Below are 23,247 nucleotides of genomic sequence, written 5' to 3' on the forward strand. Positions count from 1 at the left end.
CTTGTAAAATAATTAAATATTAGAGTAATTAAATATTAAAACAATTAAACATAAAGTAATCAAACATAAAATAACTAAACATTAAAGCAATTTAATATTAAAGTAATTTAATATTAAATTAATTGAACATAAAGCTATCTTAAAAATATTATTTACTAATGATAAAAAAGTATTTGAGAATAATAAAAATATATTATTATTAAACAAGGTTTAGTATCTCAGTTGTGATTTTAAAAATCATTTTGAGGTACTTTTTTTATCCTCTTAATAAATTTATATGGACTTTTTATATGAAATTTTAAACCCTACAGTATACAAACATGGGATAAGTTACGTGCTATAATTTGCTATAAAAACAATTTAGGAGGATACAGTATGAGTAATGAATTTATAGTTTTAAAAGGATGTAAGGAAAATAATCTAGATAATATTTCATTAAAAATACCAAAAAGAAAAATAACCATATTCACAGGTGTATCTGGTTCTGGAAAATCATCTATTGTTTTTGAAACAATTGCAAAAGAATCACAACGTCAATTAAACGAGAGATTTAGTACTTTTGTAAGAAGTTTTTTACCTAAATATGGAGAAGTTAAAGCTGATTGTATAGAAAATTTATCAACACCAATTATTATAGACCAAAGTAGACTTGGAGGTAATTCAAGGTCAACTTTAGGTACTATCAGGTTATTAAAGATATAAATGAGCCAGAAGCACAACCTCTAATTAAAGGGATACTAGAAAAACTAAATAACATCATAGATATAGGTCTAGGGTATTTAACTTTAGATAGGGAGACATCATCACTATCAGGTGGAGAATCTCAGCGTATAAAGATGGTAAAATATTTAAATAGTAACCTTGTAGATTTGATGTATATTTTTGATGAACCAAGTATAGGTCTTCATCCAAGAGATGTTTATAAATTAAATAATCTTCTAAGAAAATTACGTGATAAAGGAAATACAATTATAGTTGTTGAGCATGACCCAGACGTGATTAAAATTGCAGACCACATTGTAGATGTAGGTCCAAAAGCTGGGAGGTATGGTGGTAAAGTTGTATATGAAGGAAGTTATGAAAAGTTGCTTTCAAGTGGGACATTAACAGGAAATGCCTTAAATAAAGCTCTTTCTATTAAGGAAAATGTAAGAGAACATAGAGGATATTTAGAGGTTAAAAATTGTAATCAAAACAATTTAAAAAATATATCTATAAAGATACCTAAAGGTGTATTAACTTTAGTGACAGGAGTAGCAGGAGCTGGTAAGAGTACATTAATTAAACATGAATTTTTAAAGCAAAATACAAATGCTGTATTAATAGACCAAAGCTCTGTATCAGCTAATTCTAGGTCAAGCTTAGCAACATATAGTGGAATTATGAACGATATAAGAAACATTTTTGCAAAAGCAAATGGTGTTAAAGCGTCTTTGTTTAGTTCAAACTCAGAAGGAGCTTGTGATAATTGTAAAGGGTCTGGAATAGTACAAACAAATCTTGCATTTATGGAAAGTATAAAAAGTACTTGCAATATTTGTGAAGGGAAAAAATTTAAAAAAGAAGTTTTAGAATATAGATTTCAAGGGCAAAATATAATAGAACTTCTTGAAATGTCGGTTTCAGATGCGATTGAATTTTTTAGTTTAAAACAGATTAAAAAGAAATTACAGTGCATTGAAAAAATGGGAATCGGATACCTTACTTTAGGGCAAACTCTAGATACATTATCTGGAGGAGAGTGTCAAAGATTAAAACTTGCTAATGAATTAAATAAGGAAAGTTCAGTGTATATATTAGATGAGCCGACAACTGGGCTTCATATGGCTGACATTGAAAATTTTATAAATATAATTGAAGAGATTGTAGATAATGGAAATACAGTTATCATAATTGAACATAATATAGATGTAATTAAAAGAGCGGATTGGATTATCGATATGGGTCTTGAAGGAGGGACAAAAGGTGGCAAAGTAATCTTTGAAGGAACCCCAAAAGAATTGTCTAACGATAAAATATCACTAACAGCAAAATATATAGTATAATAAATAAAATACAATAAATATAGATGATATATGAGTAAATATAATGGGTATATAATATGATAGTTAAGTTTAACAATAATAAATAATATGATAAATATTCAAATTTAATTAAATATAGTGTCAGAAATCCGTTTAAATAGTAAGTTTTTAACGGTTCTGACATTTTTTATTATTTTTATGAAGATTGACAAAGTAGGATTTTCTATTAGTTACTTTTTAGTGCCTACTTGAAAGTTTGATATTATGACCTTAATATGTAATTTATGGAATAATTTATTTAGTGTGGTACGATGAGAGCTATCACTAAACTATAATTTTATAATTTGAATCTTATTAAGTAAAACTCATAAAAAGGAGTGGAAGTAATGCTAAACGATATGCTAACACTATTATCTGAAAGAAGTGATTTTTTTATAAAACTATCCATCGAACATTTGACAATTTCTATTATTTCTATAGTAATTGCAATTGTTTTAGGTGGTATAATTGGTATCGTTGTAAGTGAATTTCATAAGTCTTCTAAGCCAATATTGGGGACTATTAATTTTCTATACACCATACCATCTATTTCTATGTTGGGTTTTTTGATACCATTCTCTGGAATTGGAAATACTACAGCTGTTATTGCTCTTACTATATATGCATTATTACCTATGGTTAGAAATACATATACTGGAATTACTAATGTAGATAAAAATATTCTTGAAGCAGCGAAAGGTATGGGAAGTACAGACTTTCAGATACTATATAAAATAAAACTTCCGCTAGCCTTACCTGTTATTATGTCTGGTATTAGAAATATGGTTATTATGACAATTGCATTGACTGGTATTGCTTCATTTATAGGTGCTGGTGGTCTGGGTGTAGCTATATATAGAGGAATCACAACAAACAACACAGTAATGACAGTCACTGGAAGTATTCTTATTGCTCTATTGGCTTTGTTATTTGATTTCATTCTAGGATTAGTAGAAAGATTTTTACAAAGAAAAAGAAAAAAGAAAAATAGGAAAAAAGTATTTGCCATTCTAGGAAGTCTTATCCTTATAATAACTATCTTTACATCTTACTTCTTTAATTCTGCAAAGGCTCAAACTATTCATATCGCTACAAAACCAATGACTGAACAATATATTCTTGGTGAAATATTGGATATTTTAATTGAAAAAAATACAGATTTGAAAGTAGAAATTACACAAGGTGTAGGCGGAGGAACATCCAATATTCAGCCAGCTATGGGCAATGGAGAATTTGATATTTATCCAGAGTATACAGGTACAGGCTGGAATATGGTACTGAAGAAAAATGAACTATATACTGAAAATATGTTTGAGAAGTTACAATCTGAATATAAAACTAAACTTAAAATGCAGTGGACTGGTATGTATGGTTTTTCTAATAGTTATGCGTTGGCAGTTAGAAAAGAAATTGCAGATAAATATAAACTAAAGAATATTTCAGATTTAAGAGATATATCTTCTAAATTGACATTTGGTGCAGAGTATGATTTTTATGAAAGAGAAGATGGCTATACTCCACTATGTAATACCTATGACTTACACTTTAAAAACACAGTTGATTTAGATATTGGACTTAAATATCAGGCAATCAATGAGGGGAAAATTGATGTAATGCCTATATTTACAACTGATGGACAGTATAGTGTTTCAGATGTTGTAGTCTTAAATGATGATAAAAGCTTTTATCCATCTTATCAATGTGGAAATGTTATTCGTTCAGAGGTGTTAGAGGAACATCCAGAACTTTCAGCAGTATTCCAGATGGTTAAAAATATTTTAACTGATAAAGAAATGGCTAAATTGAATTATGATGTAGAAAATAATAATTTAGAGCCTAGAGAAGTTGCACGCGAGTTTTTGAATAAAAAGGGACTTTTATAATTGGAGGAAATATAATGACACCTATTATACAATTTAAAAATATTGAAAAACGATATAATGATAAAACAATCATAAATAATCTCAATTTAGATATAGAAAAAGGAGAATTTTTAACTGTTATTGGGTCATCTGGAAGTGGAAAAACAACACTTCTAAAAATGATTAATGGTCTGATTTTGCCAGATGGAGGAGATATTTTAATTAACAAAACAGACATTAAAAATGAGGACTTAATTAAATTAAGAAGAAAAATAGGCTATTGTGTTCAGGGAAGTGTTCTTTTTCCTCATATGACTGTTGAAGAAAACATTTCATATGTGCCAAATCTCCTTAATCGAAAAAATAAGTCAGAAATAAAAAATGCTGTAGATAAATGGATGCAAATCGTGGGATTAGCAAATGATATGAAAACAAGATACCCATCTGAATTATCAGGTGGTCAGCAACAGCGTGTAGGGATTGCACGTGCTTTAGCCTCTTCACCAGAAATCTTATTGATGGATGAACCTTTTGGTGCTGTTGATGAAATTACACGAAAACAGCTACAAAAAGAGATAAAAGAAATTCATAAAAAAACAGGAATTACAATTATCTTTATTACACATGATATTTATGAAGCCTTGATTTTAGGTACAAAAACTTTGGTATTGAATCATGGAGTCATTCAACAATATGATACTCCTGAAAATATCTCAAATGCCCCTGCTAATCAATTTGTAGACCAATTACTGAATGTAAAAAAATCTATAACAAGTTATGATGATTTAAAAGAATAAAGTTAATCTAAAAATTAAATTATGATAATACTAAAAAGCTATTGACCTTGAGTTAACTTTAAGTCGTATACTAAAAATGTAAGAATAGTTAAGCAAGGCATAGGAGGTATTAAATATGGATAGAGAAAAAGATTTAGGTACAGGAGCAGTTTTCCCTATTGGGGAAGAAAACAAAGCATTTGCACAGTATTTTACAGGAGAATGTTATTTAAATATGCTTACTACTACTGGTGTGGGAATCGGGAACGTGACTTTTGCTCCTTCTACAATTAATTCATGGCACATACATCATAAGGGTGGACAGATTTTACTTGTAACTGGAGGTAGAGGATATTATCAAGAGTTTGGCAAACCAGCACAGGAATTGCATGCAGGTGATGTAGTTAATATACCACCAGATGTAAAGCACTGGCATGGAGCTGCACCAGATAGTTGGTTTCAGCATCTAGCTGTAGAAGTCCCAGCAGAGGGAGCTTTTAATGAATGGTTGGAGCCTGTATCTGATGAAGACTATGGCAAACTAAAATAAAACATTTATAAACTTATAAACAATAATGAGTGTATATTAGTTAAAATTACTAAATATACACTTTTTTTATTTTGAATTAATAAAAACTTAAGATAATAATAGTTTTTTAGAAAATAAAATTAGTATAATAAAATGGGGAACCCAATGATTTAATGTGTATAAAAAATATGGAGGAAATAAAATGGAAACTATAATGGTTGTAGAAGATGATATTATGCTTAATAATGGTATATGTTTTAACTTACAAAGTGATGGATTTCGAGTTGTACCAGCATATAGTCTAAAAGAAGCTAAAGAAAAATTTGAGAAAGAAAAAATAGATTTAATGATATTAGATGTAAATCTTCCTGATGGAAATGGATTTGACCTGTGCAAAGAAATAAGAACTAGTTCAAAAGTAGGTATTCTATTTTTGACAGCCTGTGATATGGAATCTGATATTGTAAATGGATTTAAGATAGGAGCAGATGATTACATAACAAAGCCATTTAGTATAAATATATTACTACAAAGAATAAAAGCATTGCTTAGAAGATGTAATATTGAAATGCAAGAAGAGGTCTTATTTGAGGGCGAATTTGAATTTAATTTTGCTAATCTGACTGTAAGTAGGAATGGGGAAAATATAATTCTTTCACCCATAGAATATAGAATCGTAAAGAAATTGGTACAACATAAAAATGAAATAGTCACAAGACAAGCATTAATAGATGCCATATGGGACAATGATAGTGAATATATGGAAGAACATGCATTGACTGTAAATATAAATAGATTGAGAAAGAGAATAGACCAGAAGACATCTAAACATAAGTACATAAGGACTATTTATGGAATCGGGTATATGTGGGTTGGTGAACAAGATGGAAAATAATAAAAATTTAAGTAAGAACTATTACAAAAACATTTCTATTATATATTTCATAGTATCATGCCTATCCTTAATAATAATAAGAATGCAAACTAACAAAATTTTATATATGCATCCTGATTTAGCTGAATTTATTGTAAATATTAATTGTATAATTTTAATTTTTATATTTACTATGTTTTTCTTATCACTATTTTTTGTATATAAAATAAGAAAAGACATAGTTGAATTTAGTAGCAATATTATATATAACATAGATGAATTTATATTGGGTAATAAAAATATGCTCTTTGATTTAAATAAAGATACTTTAACTGCCAAAGTTCAAAATAAAATTAAATATATGATAGAGGTTATGGAAGTTAAAAATAGTAAGTATTCAGCGGAAAAAGAAAATATAAAAACTTTGATATCAGATATATCGCATCAAATAAAAATACCAATAGCTAATATATCTATGTATAATGAAACTCTAATGCATAAAGAATTAGATAGAAAGAATCAAGTATTGTTTTTAGAAAACATGCAAAGTCAGGTAAATAAATTGGACTGGTTAGGAAAAGCCCTTATAAAAATTTCTAGATTAGAAACTGGTATTATATCTTTGAATACGACTAAAAGTAGAATAAGTGATACTATTGCAAGCGCATTAAGTGGAGTGTTTTTAAAATTAGAAGAAAAAAATATAGTACTAGAAATTGATTTAGATGATAAAATTGAAGTTTGCCATGATAAAAAATGGACTAGTGAAGCTTTATTTAATATTATAGAAAATGCAGTAAAATATACCCATGAGGGAGGAAAAATAAGTATAAAGGTTGATAAAATGGATATATTCACTAAAATTATCATAAGTGATAATGGAATGGGTGTAGATGAAAGTGAAATAAACAATATATTTAAAAGGTTCTATAGGAGTATAGAAGTTGGAAATATAGAAGGTATTGGAGTGGGATTGTACTTAGCAAGAGAAATTATAAATAAACAGAATGGATATATAAAAGTAGATTCTCAAAAGAATATTGGAACTACGTTTAATGTTTATATGAAAAATTAGACTCAGCATTTATTTAAAATTGAGGATTATAATATATAACTTGAAAATAAAATCAAAAATTCTTAGAAGTAGTGTATATAGTGTTTGTTAGATAACATCATATGCACTATTTTTAGTTTCACTTCAATAAATATCACAAAATATCTCAAAATTGTTATAATTCATATCTAAAATATAACAGTACTGTGAGGATTAGAGAGGTACTTACATGATAATATCTAAGTAAGGAATCAATAAGCATGAAATTTTAATATACAATTAGAAAATATATAAAATAAAGTAAGAGGGAGATATGATTATGAAAATACTGGAGACTAATAATTTAAAAAAATATTATGGTAAGGGTGAAAATATAGTAAAAGCTTTAGATGGAATAAATATAAGTATAAATAGAGGAGAGTTTGTAGCTATAGTAGGGACATCAGGAAGTGGAAAGAGTACCTTGTTACATATGATAGGGGGACTTGATAGAGCAAGTGATGGAAAAGTAATTGTTGATAATAATGATATATTTGTTATGGATGATGAAGAACTTACAATATTTAGAAGACGTAATGTAGGATTTATATTTCAAAATTATAACTTAGTTCCAATACTAAATGTTTATGAAAATATAGTATTACCTATAGAACTTGATGGGTGCAAAATAGATACTAAATATATAGATGAAATAATAGACGTTTTAGGACTAAGTCAAAAAGTGGATGACCTTCCAAATAATCTATCAGGAGGACAGCAACAGAGAGTAGCTATTGCAAGAGCTTTAGCAACAAAACCATCAATAATACTAGCTGATGAACCAACAGGGAACCTAGATAGCAAAACAGAACAAGATGTGTTAGGGCTTCTAAAAGTTACTAGTAGTAAATTTAGCCAAACTATAATTATGATAACTCATAATGAACAAATTGCTCAAATGGCTGACAGAATTATAAGGATTGAGGATGGAAAAGTTGTAAATAGAGGTGAGAACAATGTTACAAAATAACAATAAGGAAATTATAAAAAAATTAAGTGATAGAAGTTTTAAAACGAATAAAATGAGAAATATAGTTTCAGTTCTTGCAATAGTGTTAACTACAGTTTTGTTTACCTCATTGTTTACAGTAGGATATAGTATGTTGGAAGCTTTTAATAATTATCAAACTATGGAATATGGGACAAAGAGCCATGTTCAATTTCAAGATTTAAGTAATAGACAGATTGACATTATAAGAAAAGATAGTTCAGTAGATAAAAACAGTATTGGAATAGTAAAAAACATAGCAAGTTTAAAAAATCCAGAGTTTTCAACGCAGGCAGTGAATTTAACTGTTTATGATAAAAAAAGCCTTGAAAGTGCTGTAAATGTAGAGATGATTGAAGGGAGTTTACCAAAAAATAATGATGAAATAGTCATGCCTACAAAGATATTAGATATGATAGATGTACCTCATAAAATAGGTGCTGAAGTAAGATTAATAATTCCAAAAACTGAAGATGGAGTACTAACTAATGAAAAAGAAACATTCAAATTTAAACTAGTTGGATATTTTGAATACAAAACAGCTATAGCAATACCTCTTCATGATGTATTTACAAGTGAAGCCTTCTATGATAATTACAAGAAAACACATGAGGTAGCTCCTACAAGTGTATCCTTCAATTTTTTTAATGATAAAGATTTGCAGTCTAAATTTGATAAATTAATTGAGAAAATCCAACCTTATTCAGGAAAAGCAACTATAAATCCCATATACTTAAGTAAACAAGCAACTACTTTCAAAGAAGTTGTTAAAAATGTATTGCCAATAATCTTAATTGTAATACTTATACTTTTAAGTGGATATTTATTAATATATAATATTTTTTATATTTCAGTTGTTAAAGATATAAAATATTATGGCTTATTAAAAACAATAGGGACATCACCGTATCAATTAAAAAAATTGATTATTAAACAAGCTAATAGATTATGTATAGTAGCTATACCAATAGGTTTAGTATTGGGATTTTTACTAGGGATGGTATTTGTTCCTCTGGTTGGTAAGTTTATGGAGGGATTAAATAAAACTGCATTTGAATATTTCAATCCGTTAATATTTGTATTTGCTGTTATATTTTCATATGTAACTGTTAGATTGTCATGCAGAAAACCTGCTAAGATTGTAAGTTCTGTATCTCCTATAGACGCTGTAAGATATAGTGATAAAAGTAATAGGATTAAACGTAAGTCTAAAAGTGGGAAACATGGTTCTAAAATTCATAAGATGGCATTTTCAAATATATTTAGAAATAGACGCAAAGCTATTCTAGTTTTAGTTTCTATGTCACTAAGTTGTATAATATTTTTGACTGTATCTGCAATTATAAGTAGTTCTAACCCAGAAAGAGCAGCTGAAGGTATGATGTTAGGGGATATAGAAATACGTCATGGGCTTGCAGATACTGCGAAATTTGAAGATAACGAAGTTGCTCCAATTGATGAAAATCTTATAAAATATATTAAGAATCTTGATGGAGTGAGTAATGTAAGTAAGGTGTACAAGGATTTAAGTTATATAGTTTATGAAGGGGATTTAAAAGATGAAGTATTGACTCAAAAAGTAGATGAAGAATATAAAAAGCAATTTCTTCAAGGCAGAGACCCAGAAGAAATTGCAGAAAATAATGGTTTTTTAGCTTCAGATACAGTTGGATTATCTTCAGGTAGATTATTAAGTAAACTATCAAAAAACAATAATATATATTCTCAAAAGAATTCTAAAATACTGTCAGGTTCTATAGATGAGAAAAAATTTGATGAAGGCGGATATGTAGTAATTAATGGACATGAAGGAAGTAAAATAAAAGCAGGAGATAAAATTAAGTTTAGATATTTAAAAGGAGATACTATAGGGGAAGGATATATAGATAAAGAGTTTAAAGTCATGGCAGTTTTTGATGGTGCACAAAATTTTAATATGGGAATGTACATTAATGAAAATGACTTTAAAAATATGGTTATAAAGCCATATGTAGAAAGTCTGGTAATTGATACAAATGGTGATGTGAAGTCTGTTGAAAATAAAATAAATAATTTGAATAAGAAATACAATAATCCATATACAAAAGTTTATTCAAAAAATATCTATATAGAAGAGGCAAGAGAGAGTCAAAAGGTTATAAAGATTGTAGGTATGAGTGCAGTCTTTATAATAGGATTGATTGGAGTACTAAACTTTATAAATACTATGATAACAAATATAATGTCTCGTAAACAAGAGTTTGCAATGATTGAGGCAGTAGGAATGACAAGAAAACAGCTTCAAAAAATGATAATGCTTGAAGGTTTTTATTATGGGGTGATAATAACTATTGTAAATCTTACTTTTGGAAGTATGGCAACATTTTTAGGATTTAATATTATGAAATTAAGATATTCTGTGTATGCTTATCCAGTAGGAGCACTTATAATAAGTATATTAATAGTATTTTTGATAACATCTATAGTACCTTTAATAGTTTATCATAATGTTTCTAAGGATAGTATTGTTGAAAGAATTAGAGAAGCTGAATAAGTTTATATGTATAGAAAAAAGGGTTCTTATAGGTAAGAGCCCTTTTTAAATGTCAGTTTTGTTATAATGTTTTAATGTTTTATTTTTTTAGTATATCACTTTTGCTTAATCCATTTGATTTACCTAGAGGAGTCCATTGGTGGTTAGCCATAAATTTATATGCAAATCTAGGAAAGTTAGGTGAGATAAAAATAGTATCTTTACTAGAAGTGTTACTATCTATGTTGTTACTAAGTATATTCTTTGATAGTTCTCCTAATAAAGTTTCTAAGCTTTTTTTTGGACCTTTACCTAAAGGAACAGATTTTAATGAACCTATCATTTCTCCAGCACCAATTCCGATTCCTTGAACCCATGTAAAGTTAGCCTTTTTACACCAATTTTCTATCATTTGAATTGCTAAGTGAGTTTGTTGTCCCTCATAGAATCCACAGTTAACTATTGCATATACTGGAATAGATTTTTTATTTTGTTTCTTTGCAAGTTCTTCACATTCCTCTAAAAAACTAATTAAATGAGAAGGAATACCATCTACATAAAGAGGAAATGCAATTATTAACCTATCACAATTAAGTATGGAATCAATAGCTTTAGGATACTTAGATACATTGTCTATTTTAAATGTGAAAATCTCATTATCTTTTTGTATAAGTTTTTCTACCTCAGATAAAAAGTATTGTGAATTATTTTCTTTTACTTTTGGGCTTCCATTTATCATTACTATATTCATAAAGATTCACCTCTTACATCTTGTGGATTTTTAAAAAATGAAACAGAATGTTCCTTCATATTAAGATTTACAGCATTTGCACGTATTAGATTAGTAGCAGTATCTTTTTCAGCATCTGTAATATAATCTCCATAGAATAGAACCTTTAAATTTATCTGTTTTTCATATCTATTCTTATGATGCATTTCATTATTCTTCATTACAAAGTATGGAAGTACATAGCTTATACTTCTATCAAGTATATTTTTAATAAATGGGCTAAAGCCACCATAACAACATCTACTTAGTATAATAAGTTCATCAGAATCAGCTATCAATTTACTCATGTTCCTGTAATAGTCTTTTATGACGCATGTAGTAGGTGTTTTAATCCAACAACCAAAGCAACCAATACACTTATGGATTTCTTCATTGTTTGAAAGTACTTTTATATTGTTATCAAGTTTAGGTAATAAATTATCTAAATCTTTTTCAGTTAAATCATGTATTAAAAGTCTCATAAATTTTACCCCCTTTATATTATGTAGGTTGACTTTTATAATTCTATCCTACAATTTTTTTAATAAATCATTACACCAATTAATTACAAAACTATAATAGTCAACTCCATAAATCATTGTGAAATACATACATGTGTATTGGTCAATACAACAATTTTGTTCCACCTCAGTTTTCTGTGTATCTAATTTATTTAAAAGTAATTCAACTTCAGCTATTAACATTTTTAAGTTTGTTTCAATTATTTCTTTAGGTAAGTACTCATAAAAAAATATGTTAACAAGGTGGTCATGCTTTGTTTTAGAAAATTTAATTGGTTTTTCTAACCACTCGAGAAAGTATGATTTTCCTATATCAGTTATAGAGTATAGTTTTTTTAATTTACCACCATCTATAACTTCGCGATAGCAGATATAACCTTTTTCTTCTAATCTTTTGAGTGCAGGATAAATACTACCAAAACTAGCATCAAAAAAGTATGAAGTACTTTGTGACATTTTTTGTTTTAAATCGTATCCACTTAATTCTTTTTCCATAAGAAATCCTAAAATAATGTATTCTAACATAGTGCCTCCTAGTATCGTTTATGTATATATTGTTTAGTTATATATCGGATTGATATATTAATTATTACAAATAATAGGTAGACTGTCAATATGTTTTTAAATTAAATTTTAAACAGAAATACAGATTATCTCTTAAACACTAGGTTTATTATCAATATCTTAAGTTTTAAGAGTTGAATTTACTATTAATCTACAGCTTACGTAAGAGCTTTGATACGACAATATGATTAAAAGCATATAAATTATTTGAGTAATGCACAAAACCGCAGATTATATATAATTCACTAATTAGTGATATATAACCTGCGGTTTTTCTTCGTTGAATTTATAGCTAACACCCCAGACAGTCAATATATATTGCGAATTATCTGGCTCCAGCTCTATTTTTTTCTTAGATTCGTACGAATGACGATGTTAGATTGCTTTCAAATTTTCTAGTCAGTTAATCATAAAGATAAACTGAAATTTGTGAACTCCATGTTATGCCAATAATAAATTTACTCATTTGATAGCAAAAATAATTTTTTTGTAGTGCTGGCATTTCTAATTGTTACTTTGTTATTAACTGAAGAACTCGCAATTTTATACCACCTTGTTTTTGATAATGTAGCTCTTGGTGCAGACCAAAAAATCACATTCTTATAATAATCAACCTGTTCATATTCTGGTTTGGCTTCTCCAACAGCCTTATATACTTCTTCAATAGTGACAGGTGGAATAGGGAAGATAGCTTGATGTATCACTTCTTCATCAGAATTTATATCCCACCATTTGGGAGTGTTATCCAAAGCTTCCGATAATTCTTTTAGTGAAATGATTACTATAGGGACATCTAACATAAATCTTTCTTCTATCATGGCTTTACATTGGCTACTTATTTCACTTTTATCGTTGTTTTCACTGGAAAAAAGAACATTTCCACTATTGATATAGGTGCTAACATTCAAAAATCCCATATCTTCAAATGCCTCCTTTAATAATGGCATTGACACTTTGTTTTTACCGCTAATGTTTATACCACGTAAAAGAGCAATATATTTTTCCAACCTAAAGAACCTCCATATATTATAAATAATCTTCGCTTCAACTTCTAATCTTCGCTTACCTCCAATGCTTAAATACTACAATCTCAGCATCAGAACCATAACCGCTATACTCAGATACCATGAGATATTTTTCGTCAGCAATAATTCCATAATATCTGTCACTGTCTTTTTTGCAAAGCTGATTTCCAAAATAAATTTGTAAATTTTATTTTATCGAGTACGCCTTATCCACTTAGTGAGTATTTTACAGTGGATAGGCTTACATCTTTTTCACAGGTCTAATGTACTTAAAATACTGTTCTGGGTCATAATAAAAGTACATGATTCTTCCAGGGGTAATATCAGGACAGTAACCCTTACCAGTGTAATCAAAAGTTGCCATAGCCGTTTCAATCTTTTCTTCCACACTGCAATTTTCCTGTTCATAGTTAAACGGGCCATGTTCAAAGATAATATACTCGGCTTCGGGAATATCAATCATAAGCATTTGTGGTGGCAGCTCCCCTTTATAATCAAAAGGAAGTCGTACGCCCCAACACTCTGTACGAAGAATACCCCAATCGCAGAGCCTGCCGTCCGAATCATTCATGTAAGCCATAATCTGACCGCTTCCGCAGTTAGCTTCACTTCCACCATCATCGTCCAATTTACCCTTGATACTGTCGAGCAAACCGCAAATTGTTTCGTGGTCCTGTCCTGGAATAAGGCTTTGCTTTCGCCAAAAATCCCAATACCCGTTACTCTCATTGTTTTTAATGTACAAAAATTTGTGAGCAGGTATGGTTGCGAAATAAATCTTGACACCATCTGTTGATTTAATCATACCTATTTCTCCCAATCCTAAAAAGTAGCGGTCAAAAGGGGTTATTTTTGTACGAAGAACGACTGGCTTAGGATTTTTTCGATATTCACTCGGAGTTACACCATAAGTTCCTTTGAAAGCTCTGGTAAAAGCTTCATGCGATGAAAACCCATAATCAAAAGCAATATCCAATAGACTTTTATCACTGTCCCGAACCTCTTTTAATGCAAAGGCTAATTTTCTATTCCGCAAGTAATCTCTAAACTGTATACCCGATATTTCTTTGAATTTTTTCGTTGTATAAAACTCAGAATATCCCAATTTGCGAGAAAGAAAGCGTAGCGTTAAGACTTCGCCATTGTAATTTTTAATACATTTGTCAATCTCGTCAATGATTATCTGAATTTGTTGTTGCCACTCATACATTTAACTATTCACCTCGTTTCAATCACTCTATATTCATTATAACGAAATAAAGAAGTTATAGCTTGATTTTACTTGCTGTCACTTGATTTTAATTCTATTCATTTATGTATTGTCTAATTTACGATATTATGTTACATCGATATGACAGCTTAAAAGCAGGCTTTAATTTGCCTTGGTGTTAATTTCAACTTTTAATAGTGAAAATGACCGAATAGCTGATAAAATGAAGCTATTTAGATATATAAGAAGATTTAAAGAAATAATCAAAAATTTAGATAAAGTTTACAAAAACTCAACAGGAATTAGGAATTATGGACTATTGACAAAGTATAAATTTAGCAGTAAAATAATTGCATGAGCAAATAGATTATTGCGCTCGCAATTAAAATATAAATAACAATATAAGGAGAAAAGATGAGAGAGCTATTAAAATGGGTTTCCATTATAAATAGATATAACACAAACTATATTGACAGAAAATTGGCTGATATTGGAATTAACAATAGCCAATATTTTTATGTATTACACATATGTAGTAATCCAGGTATTACACAGGATACTATATTTAAAAGAATTCTTGTAAATCCTAGTAACATAACAAGAGCTTTGGCAAACCTAGAAAAAGAAGGATTTATCACTAGAGAGCCAAGTGTTAAAGATAAAAGAACGTGGCATTTGTATCCTACAGAAAAATCTTTGGCATGTTACGATGAAATAATAAAAATAACGAATGGGTATGTAGAAGAATTGTTAAGTTCATTTGAAAAAGAAGAGCAAGAGTTGTTCATGTCAATGTTAAAAAAGACTGCTTTTATAGCCATTGATATGAATGAAGAAGCAAAATTGGAGGCGAAGGAAGATGGAAGAAAAATATAAAGAACCATTGGAGTATGAGAAAGTTTCAAAATTATTGACTAAGTATGCAATACCCAGTATTATAGCGATGTTAGTAAGTGCCTTATATAACATTGTTGACCAAATCTTTATCGGGCAAGGTGTTGGGGTATTAGGTAATGCTGCTACAAATGTTACCTTTCCACTAACAACAATATGTACTGCAATTGCTTTATTGTTAGGTATTGGAGGAGCATCTAAGTGTTCATTAGAATTAGGAGCTAAAAATTCAGAAAAAGCTACAAAAGCAGCAGGAAATTCTATTTGCTTGATGGCTATATTTGGAATAAGTTTATTTATAATAGTATCAATATTTTTAACACCACTGTTAAAATTCTTTGGTTCCACATCAGAAATATTACCTTATGCACACACATATACAAAGATTACATCAATTGGATTGCCATTTCTTATAATGTCTACTGGAATGAGTAAGTTGATACTTGCTGATGGAAAACCAAAAGCTTCTATGTTTTGTATGTTGGTAGGAGCAGTTATCAACACCATTTTAAATCCACTATTCATATTTGTGCTTGATATGGGAATTGCTGGGTCTGCTTTAGCTACTGTTATTGGGCAACTTATATCTTTTGGAATTAGTGTTTATTATGTAATGAATTTTCAACATATTAAATTACATAAGAAGAGTTTTAAATTAGAGAGTATGATTTATAAACATATATTTGCACTAGGTTCAAGTTCATGTTTTAACCAATTAGCAATGACTGTAACACAAATAGTTATGAATAATACACTAGCATATTATGGAGCAATGTCAGTTTATGGAAGTGAGATTCCACTTGCTTGTGTTGGTATCATTATTAAAGTAAATATGATTTTTATATCTATAATTATTGGTATATCACAAGGAATGCAACCAATCATAGGATACAATTATGGGGCTGAAAAATATACTCGTGTAAAAGAAGCTTATAAGATGGCAGTAGGAAGTGCAACTGTTATATCTGTTATTGCATTCTTATGTTTCCAATTATTTCCACGACAAATTACATCTATATTTGGTAATGGGAACGAAACTTACTTTATATTTGCAGAACATTACTTTAGAACTTTCTTGTTATTAACATTTATAAATGGTGTTCAAATAGTATCATCAACTTTCTTTACATCAATTGGGAAATCAGTACTGGGACTTTTTACTTCTTTGACTCGTCAGATTCTGTTTTTAATTCCATTAATAGTGATTTTACCGATGTTTATGGGTATTGATGGAGTAATGTATGCAGGGCCAATAGCTGACGCCGCTGCTGCAATGGTATGTATATATTTTGCAGTTCATGAAATGAAAGCATTGACTATAAAGCAAAATAAAGTGGTGAGTAATCATAAGGAGATTGTAGAGGTATAAGATAATCTTCAATAGTTCTAGTAGTATAGTAAGCAAATTATTTTTTATGGTAAGTAAATTGTTTTTATTGAATTTACTTACCATATTTTGGTTATAAATAGTTATTTATCTCCATTCAGTTACATCATTTAATTTTAATCTAGGTCTTTTTGATGGTTGTTCATCAGGATAACCTAAGGATATTGCTGCAACCAATTGACTATCTGTATCTAACCACTCACATAATTCATGATATGCAAAGTACACATCACAAATCCAAAGACTACCTAGGCCTAACTCTACAGCTGTAAGAGACATATTTTGAATTGCAGCTCCAATTGATTGTATATTTGCCATTTCATAAAAACGTTCTTCAGCAGATAAGTTTTCTAAAGGTGACTTTCCTAACTTGTTTAAAATAAAAATTGTTATGGGAGCTTGTTTCATAATTTCAACAGTATAATTTGCTCCTGCAATATGTTGGCGACTTTCTGGAAGAAGTCCATTGTTATCAATTTCATTTTGAATACCTTTGCTCATAGCTCTAAGCATAGATTCTTTTTCTTTTTCAGTGACAACAATAAATTTCCATGGTTGTCTATTTTTAGATGAAGGTGCATTTATTCCAGCTTCAATTATTTTCTCTATAGTTTCATGTGAAATACTTTGATTTTTATATTTTCTAATGCTACGTCTTTTCGATATAGAATCGCTTATCATTATGGTAACCTCCATTTAGTTTTGTTAATTTTTTCAAGTATGGTTTTTTATTTTAAAGATTATATTAGTTTTAAACATATATTTACATAAAATATGTTTATATAAAATATATTTACGTTATGTTTACATAAAACATATTTGCATATAGAAGAATTGTTTTAATTATTTTATCATTAATTTAGAAAAAAGTCATTGTCTTTAGAAGTAGAGCATAAGAATTCTGGTAAAAATGACACTAAAAATTTAATATAGTTTTATCAAGGTATTAGTACTTATATATTTACATTAAGTGATTAATATACTATAATTATCTAAACATAAACATAAATACTGATGAGGTGATGTAATGAGATTGGATATGGATAATTTGTTGTATATACTAATTTATATGACATTATTAGTATCTATCCTTGGATGCATAATTTACTTTTGTAAAGACCTCTTATATCATAGAGTTAAATATGTTTTGATAAGAAATATATTTATAAATAGATTTACATATTCTGAAAAAAGATTGCCTAAGCATTATATTGTTTTTCAAAAATATGATATTTGGAGGTATTATAGTATATTTTAATTTGAAATGATTCTATTACAGTTCAAGAATTTAAAATAAAAGGAGAGAATAGAATGGATTTCATTTCAAATATACTACAAGAGGTATTAAATATATTATTTAGTTTTACAGGAGATTTTGGGATTGCAATAGTACTTATAACTTTAATAGTAAAGTTGGTACTAATGCCATTGTCATTAAAACAAAGATTTTCTATGAAAAAACAACAAGAATTGGCAGAAAAAATGGAACATATAAAAGAAAAATATAAGGATAATGCTAAAGAACTTGAAAAGCAACTACAGATACACTCTGTAGAAAGTATGAAGAGTATGATTGGGTGTTCCACGATTTTACTACAAATGCCAGTAATATATGCACTGTATCATGTATGTTTAAACATGCCAAAGGGATTTACAACAGTTATAATTCCTTGGATTGCTAATTTAAATACAGCTGATAATTTATTTATACTACCTTGTATATACACATTAACTATGCTAGCTCCAAATTTGATAAATTATATACCATATTTTAAGGTGAATTCTCAAAGAACATTTAATAAACAAACGGTTATAATGACTACTGTAATGAGTCTTATATTAACTGTTAGAACTCCAGTAGCCTTAGGTCTATATTTTATAACAAGTGCAATTTATACATTAATTGAAGAAATTTGTTTTAGAATATATTTTAATCAAAAAAATAAACTAGCATTAAAATAATATAATAAGTATTTTTAAAATTTTTAGCCTGCCAACATGAAGCAAAGTTGGCAGGCTATTTTTATAAATTGGTAGATTATTTTTATAAACATGTTATTTTCTAAAAAACAGTTACAAAATAAATAAATTAATATAAACTAAAATAAAGTTAAAAAGCTGAGGTGATAAAATAATAATGGCTAAAATACTAGTTGTAGAAGATGAAAAAAGAATGCAAGATATTATTGTAGAATATATGCAAAAAGGAGGGTATACTTGCATAACTGCTGATGATGGAGTAGAAGCACTTACAATACTAAAGAATACTGATATAGATTTAATGATATTAGATATTATGATGCCGTATTTAGATGGATTCTCAGTATGTAGAGTTTCACGTGAAATTACTAATATACCTATTATTATGTTGACAGCTAAAGGTGAAGAAGAAGATAAATTAAAAGGCTATGAGTATGGAGCTGATGATTATATAACAAAGCCATTTAGTCCAAAGGTACTATTAGCAAAGGTGACAGCCTTACTTCGTAGGTATACTGTCGATATTCCAAAAAGTTCATTAAGTGTAGGGAAGATATTTATTATACTGAAGTCAAGGCAAGTATATGTAGAAGATAAACTTATTGATTTAACATATAAGGAATTTGAATTATTACGTTTATTTGTGGAAAATCCTAATCAAGTTTTTTCTAGAGATAAACTATTGAATTGTATATGGGGATATGATTTTGAAGGAAATACGCGAACTGTAGATACACACATAAAAACTCTGCGTAAAAAACTTGGTAATGAAGGTCATCATATAGTTACATTAATTCGTTCAGGATATAAGTTTGAGGTTAAATAATGGATAATTTAAGAAAGTTTATAAATAAATTAAAGAATGTAAATATGTCAAATTGGCTTAAGACAAATTTTGGATTATACTCAGTGAGAAAGAAAGTATTTTTTCTTTCTAAATTAGCAGGAGCAACTATTATATTGTTTTATCTTATTGTTGAGGAATTTCCAATAAATAGTAAGTTTGGATTTTGGATTTGGTTTATAGTAATGATTATATTTATTTTAGGTATTGATTTTTTATTGGGAAGGTTTATTTCAGAGCCAATTACCTCTATAAATAAATCTGCAAAGAGTATGTCACAACTAGATTTTTCTAATCCGTGTACTGTTAATACGAATGATGAATTTGGAGAGCTTTCTAGGAGTCTAAATACAATGTCTACAAATTTACAACAGGCTTTGTTAGAACTGGAAGATGCAAATATCCAACTTGAAAAAGATGTAAATAAGGAAAGAATGTTATTAGAGCAAAGAAAGGAATTAGTGGACACAATTTCACATGAAATGAAAACACCACTTGGTATTATTCGTGCCTATACAGAGGGTCTTATGGATGAAGTTGATGAAGAGAAGAAGAAGCTTTATATGAACATCATTATAGAAGAAACTGATAGAATGAACAATATGATTGTATCTTTATTGGATTTATCTGCTTTAGAAGCAGGAGTCTCTAAACTCAATCCAGAGCGTTTTGATTTTATAGAATTTGTTGAAACTGTAGCAGGGCGTCTATTAATTGATGTTCCAGATATTGATTTTTATTTTACTTATGATTTGCCAGAAAATAAAGTTTTTGTTGTTGTAGATAAAATGAGAATGGAGCAAGTAGTAGAAAATTTAATTATCAATGCAAAAAAGCATGTTAAATATAATGGCAATTTAGACTTATCTGTTATATGCTGTAATGATTTACTTGTTTTTAAGATTTATAATGATGGTAAGACTATAGATTTAGATGAGATTCCAAAGATTTGGTCTAAATTTTATCGTAGTACTGAATCTCAAAGAAAAGGTGGTTCTGGTCTAGGGCTTGCTATTGTTTCACAAATACTTACAATGCAAGGTTTAAAATATGGAGTTAAAAATCGTGATAAAGGAGTAGAGTTTTATTTTATGATTCCAGTTGATGATGAGTGAAGAATAGCTTATAAATCATAAAAGATAAAAAATAAAAATACCTAATAAAAAAAATTAATAAAAAGTCTTGATGAAAAGTATTTAATAAAAAGTCCTGTTTTCTTGGTGAAAACAGGACTTTTTATTATTTCACTTCGATTTCACAAGAGAGACACTTTGATTTCACTTAATGGCAATAAAATAAGTTAAAGAAATAAATAAAACATAATCACTAAGTAAAACAGGAGGGTGAGGTATTTGTGAAATGGTATACGTGGTTAATTATTGTATTAATAGTTTTAATTTCTATTCCATTTAAAGTTAAATTTATAAAATGGTGGGATAGACGACAAAAATAAAAAAAGAACAAGGAGGATTATGATATATGATAAAAGTCAAAGAACTGACATTCTCTTATGGAAAAGATAAACAGATATTACATGGACTTGATTTTGATGTAAAAGAAGGTGAGATATTTGGATTTCTTGGACCTAATGGTTCAGGAAAATCCACAACACAAAAAATTTTAAATGGAGTTTTAAAAGGGTATGGTGGTCAAGTGTCTCTTTTTGGCAAAGAAGTTGAAGAATATACAGACTCTTTATATCAAAAGATTGGTGTCCTATTTGAGTTTCCATATTTATATACAAATTTAAGTGCAATTGACAACCTTGAATATTTTTCATCTTTTTATCCTAAGAGACAGAGAAGAGATATAGGTGAGATTTTAGATTTGTTAGAGTTTAAGAAAGAGTTCATAAACAAGCCTGTATCATCTTATTCAAAAGGAATGAAACAACGTATCAGCATGGCAAGGGCATTGATAAGTAATCCAAAACTGTTGTTTTTAGATGAGCCTACTAGTGGGCTTGACCCATCTGGAGCTGTATTGTTCCGTAAAATTATTGAAGAGGAACGAAAAAAAGGAACAACTATATTTTTAACTACTCATAATATGTTGGATGCTGATTTAATGTGTAATAGAGTAGCTTTCATTGCAGATGGCAAAATCATAGCAATAGATAGCCCTAAAAATCTAAAGGTGAAAAACAGTAATAATAAGGTTGAAGTTGAGTTTATACATCATGGTAAACGAGAGGTTAAGAGTTTAGATATAGAGGAATTGGAATCTGGTATGACTTTTGAGTATGATGAAATAGTGAGTGTGCATTCAAAAGAACCGACCTTAGAAGAAATTTTTATTAAATATACAGGAAGGATGTTATATTGATGTATTCTAAATTTTTTACTTTAATGAAAAAAGATTTACGGATGATTATTTATGGCAAATTCTTTATATTAGCATTTTCATCTCTTATACTTTATTCATGCTATATTAATTTTGGCTATATAAAATTTATGGATGAAGATTCCTATCACAATAGTGTTTATATGTACGAACCAGAGAATACAAGTGTGTATGAATCTCCATTAATTCATCCTGTTTCTTCTATTGATGAATTAAAATCAAAACTATCTGAAGATACAAATGCAGTTGGGATTGATGCTAGTGGGAATAGAGCAAAAGTAATTTTGCATGAAAGTCTTGAAAGAGTTGATAATTATAGAGCTGATTATGCATTGTCCTTGTTACTATCAGAAAAAGATAATGATGTAAAAACATCAGGAAAAGATGAAGTAATTCAAATCGATGATAAAGAGACATCTGAGATGAAACTACGAAAAGAAATGACTTGTGAGATTTTGTTTTTTGAAATTGTAGCAATTGGATTTTTAGGTATTGCTTCTTTACTATTTAAAGAAAAGCAAATGGGTGTAATGCGCATAACAGGTATTTTGCCTGTAAAAAGAAGTCTTTTTATATTATCAAAAGTATCTATATTTCTGATATGTGACCTATGTTTTACAGTGCTTTTGTTAATAATTAATGTTGGATTGTTTGAAGGAATAAAAATACTCCCTCAGGTACTAGTTCAAACTGGAATTTTATCCATAATTATGTCTTTAGTTGGATTTGGATGTTCAATGTTATTAAAGGATTTCAAACAATTCTCTCTTGCATATCTTTTAGTTGCAGTGTTTATAACTACACCTGTGTTTTTATCTGCAAATACATCTTTTGAAATAAGTTGGATTAAATATCACCCTTTTTATCATGTTTATAATGAGTTAAAAAATGCTTTTTTTATAAGTTTCTCAAGTGAAATTAGTTATTTTATTGCATGCTTTCTGACAATAATAGTTCTTTTTTTACTTGTTAAATATGTTTTTGATAAAGAATTGATTAGGGAGGGGTAGTGT

The 23,247-nt window shown here is 28.6% G+C and carries 20 protein-coding genes and 1 pseudogene; 15 read left to right on the forward strand and 6 right to left on the reverse strand.

From position 1 onward, the window contains the following. Window positions 1–375 precede the first annotated feature (375 nt). The 8 genes and pseudogenes from KGF46_RS15545 (at window position 376) to KGF46_RS15580 (ending at window position 10,718) form a co-directional block, all read left to right on the forward strand. A pseudogene (locus tag KGF46_RS15545) lies at window positions 376–2,045 on the forward strand (ATP-binding cassette domain-containing protein). 365 nt (window positions 2,046–2,410) lie between these two features. Next, window positions 2,411–3,946: a glycine betaine ABC transporter substrate-binding protein gene (locus tag KGF46_RS15550; protein ID WP_227828341.1), complete on the forward strand. Its 1,536-nt coding sequence runs from the start codon at window positions 2,411–2,413 to the stop codon at window positions 3,944–3,946. Window positions 3,947–3,960: 14 nt separating this feature from the next. Then, window positions 3,961–4,722 (forward strand): ABC transporter ATP-binding protein, encoded by a 762-nt coding sequence (locus KGF46_RS15555; protein ID WP_227828342.1) that lies wholly within the window; start codon window positions 3,961–3,963, stop codon window positions 4,720–4,722. Window positions 4,723–4,837: 115 nt separating this feature from the next. Beyond that, entirely contained in the window at window positions 4,838–5,251 is a 414-nt protein-coding gene (locus tag KGF46_RS15560; RefSeq protein ID WP_227828343.1) for a cupin domain-containing protein, read from the forward strand. Between the two features lie 181 nt (window positions 5,252–5,432). Further along, a complete protein-coding gene (locus KGF46_RS15565) occupies window positions 5,433–6,125 on the forward strand; it encodes a response regulator transcription factor (RefSeq protein ID WP_227828344.1) in 693 nt (230 codons plus the stop codon). Beyond that, the gene (locus tag KGF46_RS15570; RefSeq protein WP_227854838.1) at window positions 6,115–7,179 is read left to right on the forward strand and encodes a sensor histidine kinase; all 1,065 of its coding nucleotides are present in this window, start codon (window positions 6,115–6,117) and stop codon (window positions 7,177–7,179) included. Before KGF46_RS15565 ends, KGF46_RS15570 begins: the two co-directional genes overlap by 11 nt. Before the next feature lie 298 nt (window positions 7,180–7,477). Then, window positions 7,478–8,167 carry an ABC transporter ATP-binding protein gene (locus KGF46_RS15575; protein ID WP_227828346.1) on the forward strand — a complete coding sequence of 230 codons (690 nt, stop codon included), beginning with the start codon at window positions 7,478–7,480 and terminating at the stop codon, window positions 8,165–8,167. Then, entirely contained in the window at window positions 8,154–10,718 is a 2,565-nt protein-coding gene (locus tag KGF46_RS15580; protein WP_227862153.1) for an ABC transporter permease, read from the forward strand. The genes KGF46_RS15575 and KGF46_RS15580 overlap by 14 nt, the downstream gene beginning before the upstream one ends. A 79-nt stretch (window positions 10,719–10,797) precedes the next feature. Here KGF46_RS15580 and KGF46_RS15585 read toward each other — a convergent pair whose 3' ends face one another. The 5 genes from KGF46_RS15585 to KGF46_RS15605 all read right to left on the reverse strand — a co-directional run bounded on the left by KGF46_RS15585 (window position 10,798) and on the right by KGF46_RS15605 (window position 14,786). Next, the gene (locus KGF46_RS15585) at window positions 10,798–11,448 is read right to left on the reverse strand and encodes a hypothetical protein (RefSeq protein WP_227828348.1); all 651 of its coding nucleotides are present in this window, start codon (window positions 11,446–11,448) and stop codon (window positions 10,798–10,800) included. After that, window positions 11,445–11,948: a flavodoxin family protein gene (locus tag KGF46_RS15590; RefSeq protein WP_227861318.1), complete on the reverse strand. Its 504-nt coding sequence runs from the start codon at window positions 11,946–11,948 to the stop codon at window positions 11,445–11,447. Before KGF46_RS15590 ends, KGF46_RS15585 begins: the two co-directional genes overlap by 4 nt. Window positions 11,949–11,996: 48 nt before the next feature. Further along, complete coding sequence (locus KGF46_RS15595; protein ID WP_227861319.1) at window positions 11,997–12,512, reverse strand: PadR family transcriptional regulator; 516 nt, start codon at window positions 12,510–12,512, stop codon at window positions 11,997–11,999. A gap of 497 nt (window positions 12,513–13,009) precedes the next feature. Continuing rightward, window positions 13,010–13,558, reverse strand: coding sequence for a DUF1697 domain-containing protein (locus KGF46_RS15600; RefSeq protein WP_227861320.1), 549 nt, complete (start codon window positions 13,556–13,558; stop codon window positions 13,010–13,012). A gap of 259 nt (window positions 13,559–13,817) precedes the next feature. Further along, window positions 13,818–14,786: a helix-turn-helix transcriptional regulator gene (locus KGF46_RS15605; RefSeq protein WP_227828352.1), complete on the reverse strand. Its 969-nt coding sequence runs from the start codon at window positions 14,784–14,786 to the stop codon at window positions 13,818–13,820. A gap of 414 nt (window positions 14,787–15,200) precedes the next feature. Between KGF46_RS15605 and KGF46_RS15610 the strand changes: the two genes are divergently transcribed. Both KGF46_RS15610 and KGF46_RS15615 read left to right on the forward strand, forming a co-directional pair. Then, window positions 15,201–15,662, forward strand: a complete 462-nt coding sequence (locus tag KGF46_RS15610) for a MarR family winged helix-turn-helix transcriptional regulator (protein ID WP_227828354.1) — start codon at window positions 15,201–15,203, stop codon at window positions 15,660–15,662. After that, window positions 15,646–17,049, forward strand: coding sequence for an MATE family efflux transporter (locus KGF46_RS15615; RefSeq protein WP_227828355.1), 1,404 nt, complete (start codon window positions 15,646–15,648; stop codon window positions 17,047–17,049). Before KGF46_RS15610 ends, KGF46_RS15615 begins: the two co-directional genes overlap by 17 nt. 105 nt (window positions 17,050–17,154) lie before the next feature. Here the strand turns inward: KGF46_RS15615 and KGF46_RS15620 are convergent, their stop codons facing one another. After that, on the reverse strand, window positions 17,155–17,748 hold the full coding sequence (locus tag KGF46_RS15620) for a nitroreductase family protein (protein WP_227856927.1): 594 nt from the start codon (window positions 17,746–17,748) through the stop codon (window positions 17,155–17,157). A 630-nt stretch (window positions 17,749–18,378) separates the two neighbouring features. On the opposite strand from KGF46_RS15620, the gene KGF46_RS15625 reads away from it, so the two are divergent. From KGF46_RS15625 to KGF46_RS15645, 5 genes are all read left to right on the forward strand, one after another. Then, window positions 18,379–19,029 carry a YidC/Oxa1 family membrane protein insertase gene (locus tag KGF46_RS15625; protein WP_227828357.1) on the forward strand — a complete coding sequence of 217 codons (651 nt, stop codon included), beginning with the start codon at window positions 18,379–18,381 and terminating at the stop codon, window positions 19,027–19,029. Between the two features lie 175 nt (window positions 19,030–19,204). Further along, the gene (locus KGF46_RS15630) at window positions 19,205–19,873 is read left to right on the forward strand and encodes a response regulator transcription factor (protein ID WP_227828358.1); all 669 of its coding nucleotides are present in this window, start codon (window positions 19,205–19,207) and stop codon (window positions 19,871–19,873) included. Then, a complete protein-coding gene (locus KGF46_RS15635; protein ID WP_227828359.1) occupies window positions 19,873–21,006 on the forward strand; it encodes a sensor histidine kinase in 1,134 nt (377 codons plus the stop codon). Before KGF46_RS15630 ends, KGF46_RS15635 begins: the two co-directional genes overlap by 1 nt. Window positions 21,007–21,370: 364 nt before the next feature. Continuing rightward, window positions 21,371–22,216 (forward strand): ABC transporter ATP-binding protein, encoded by an 846-nt coding sequence (locus tag KGF46_RS15640; protein ID WP_227839723.1) that lies wholly within the window; start codon window positions 21,371–21,373, stop codon window positions 22,214–22,216. Then, the gene (locus KGF46_RS15645; protein ID WP_227828361.1) at window positions 22,216–23,244 is read left to right on the forward strand and encodes an ABC transporter permease; all 1,029 of its coding nucleotides are present in this window, start codon (window positions 22,216–22,218) and stop codon (window positions 23,242–23,244) included. The genes KGF46_RS15640 and KGF46_RS15645 overlap by 1 nt, the downstream gene beginning before the upstream one ends. Window positions 23,245–23,247 lie beyond the last annotated feature (3 nt).

Origin of the sequence: Clostridioides sp. ZZV14-6153 (assembly GCF_020657855.1) — a bacterium.
GTDB lineage: Bacteria > Bacillota > Clostridia > Peptostreptococcales > Peptostreptococcaceae > Clostridioides.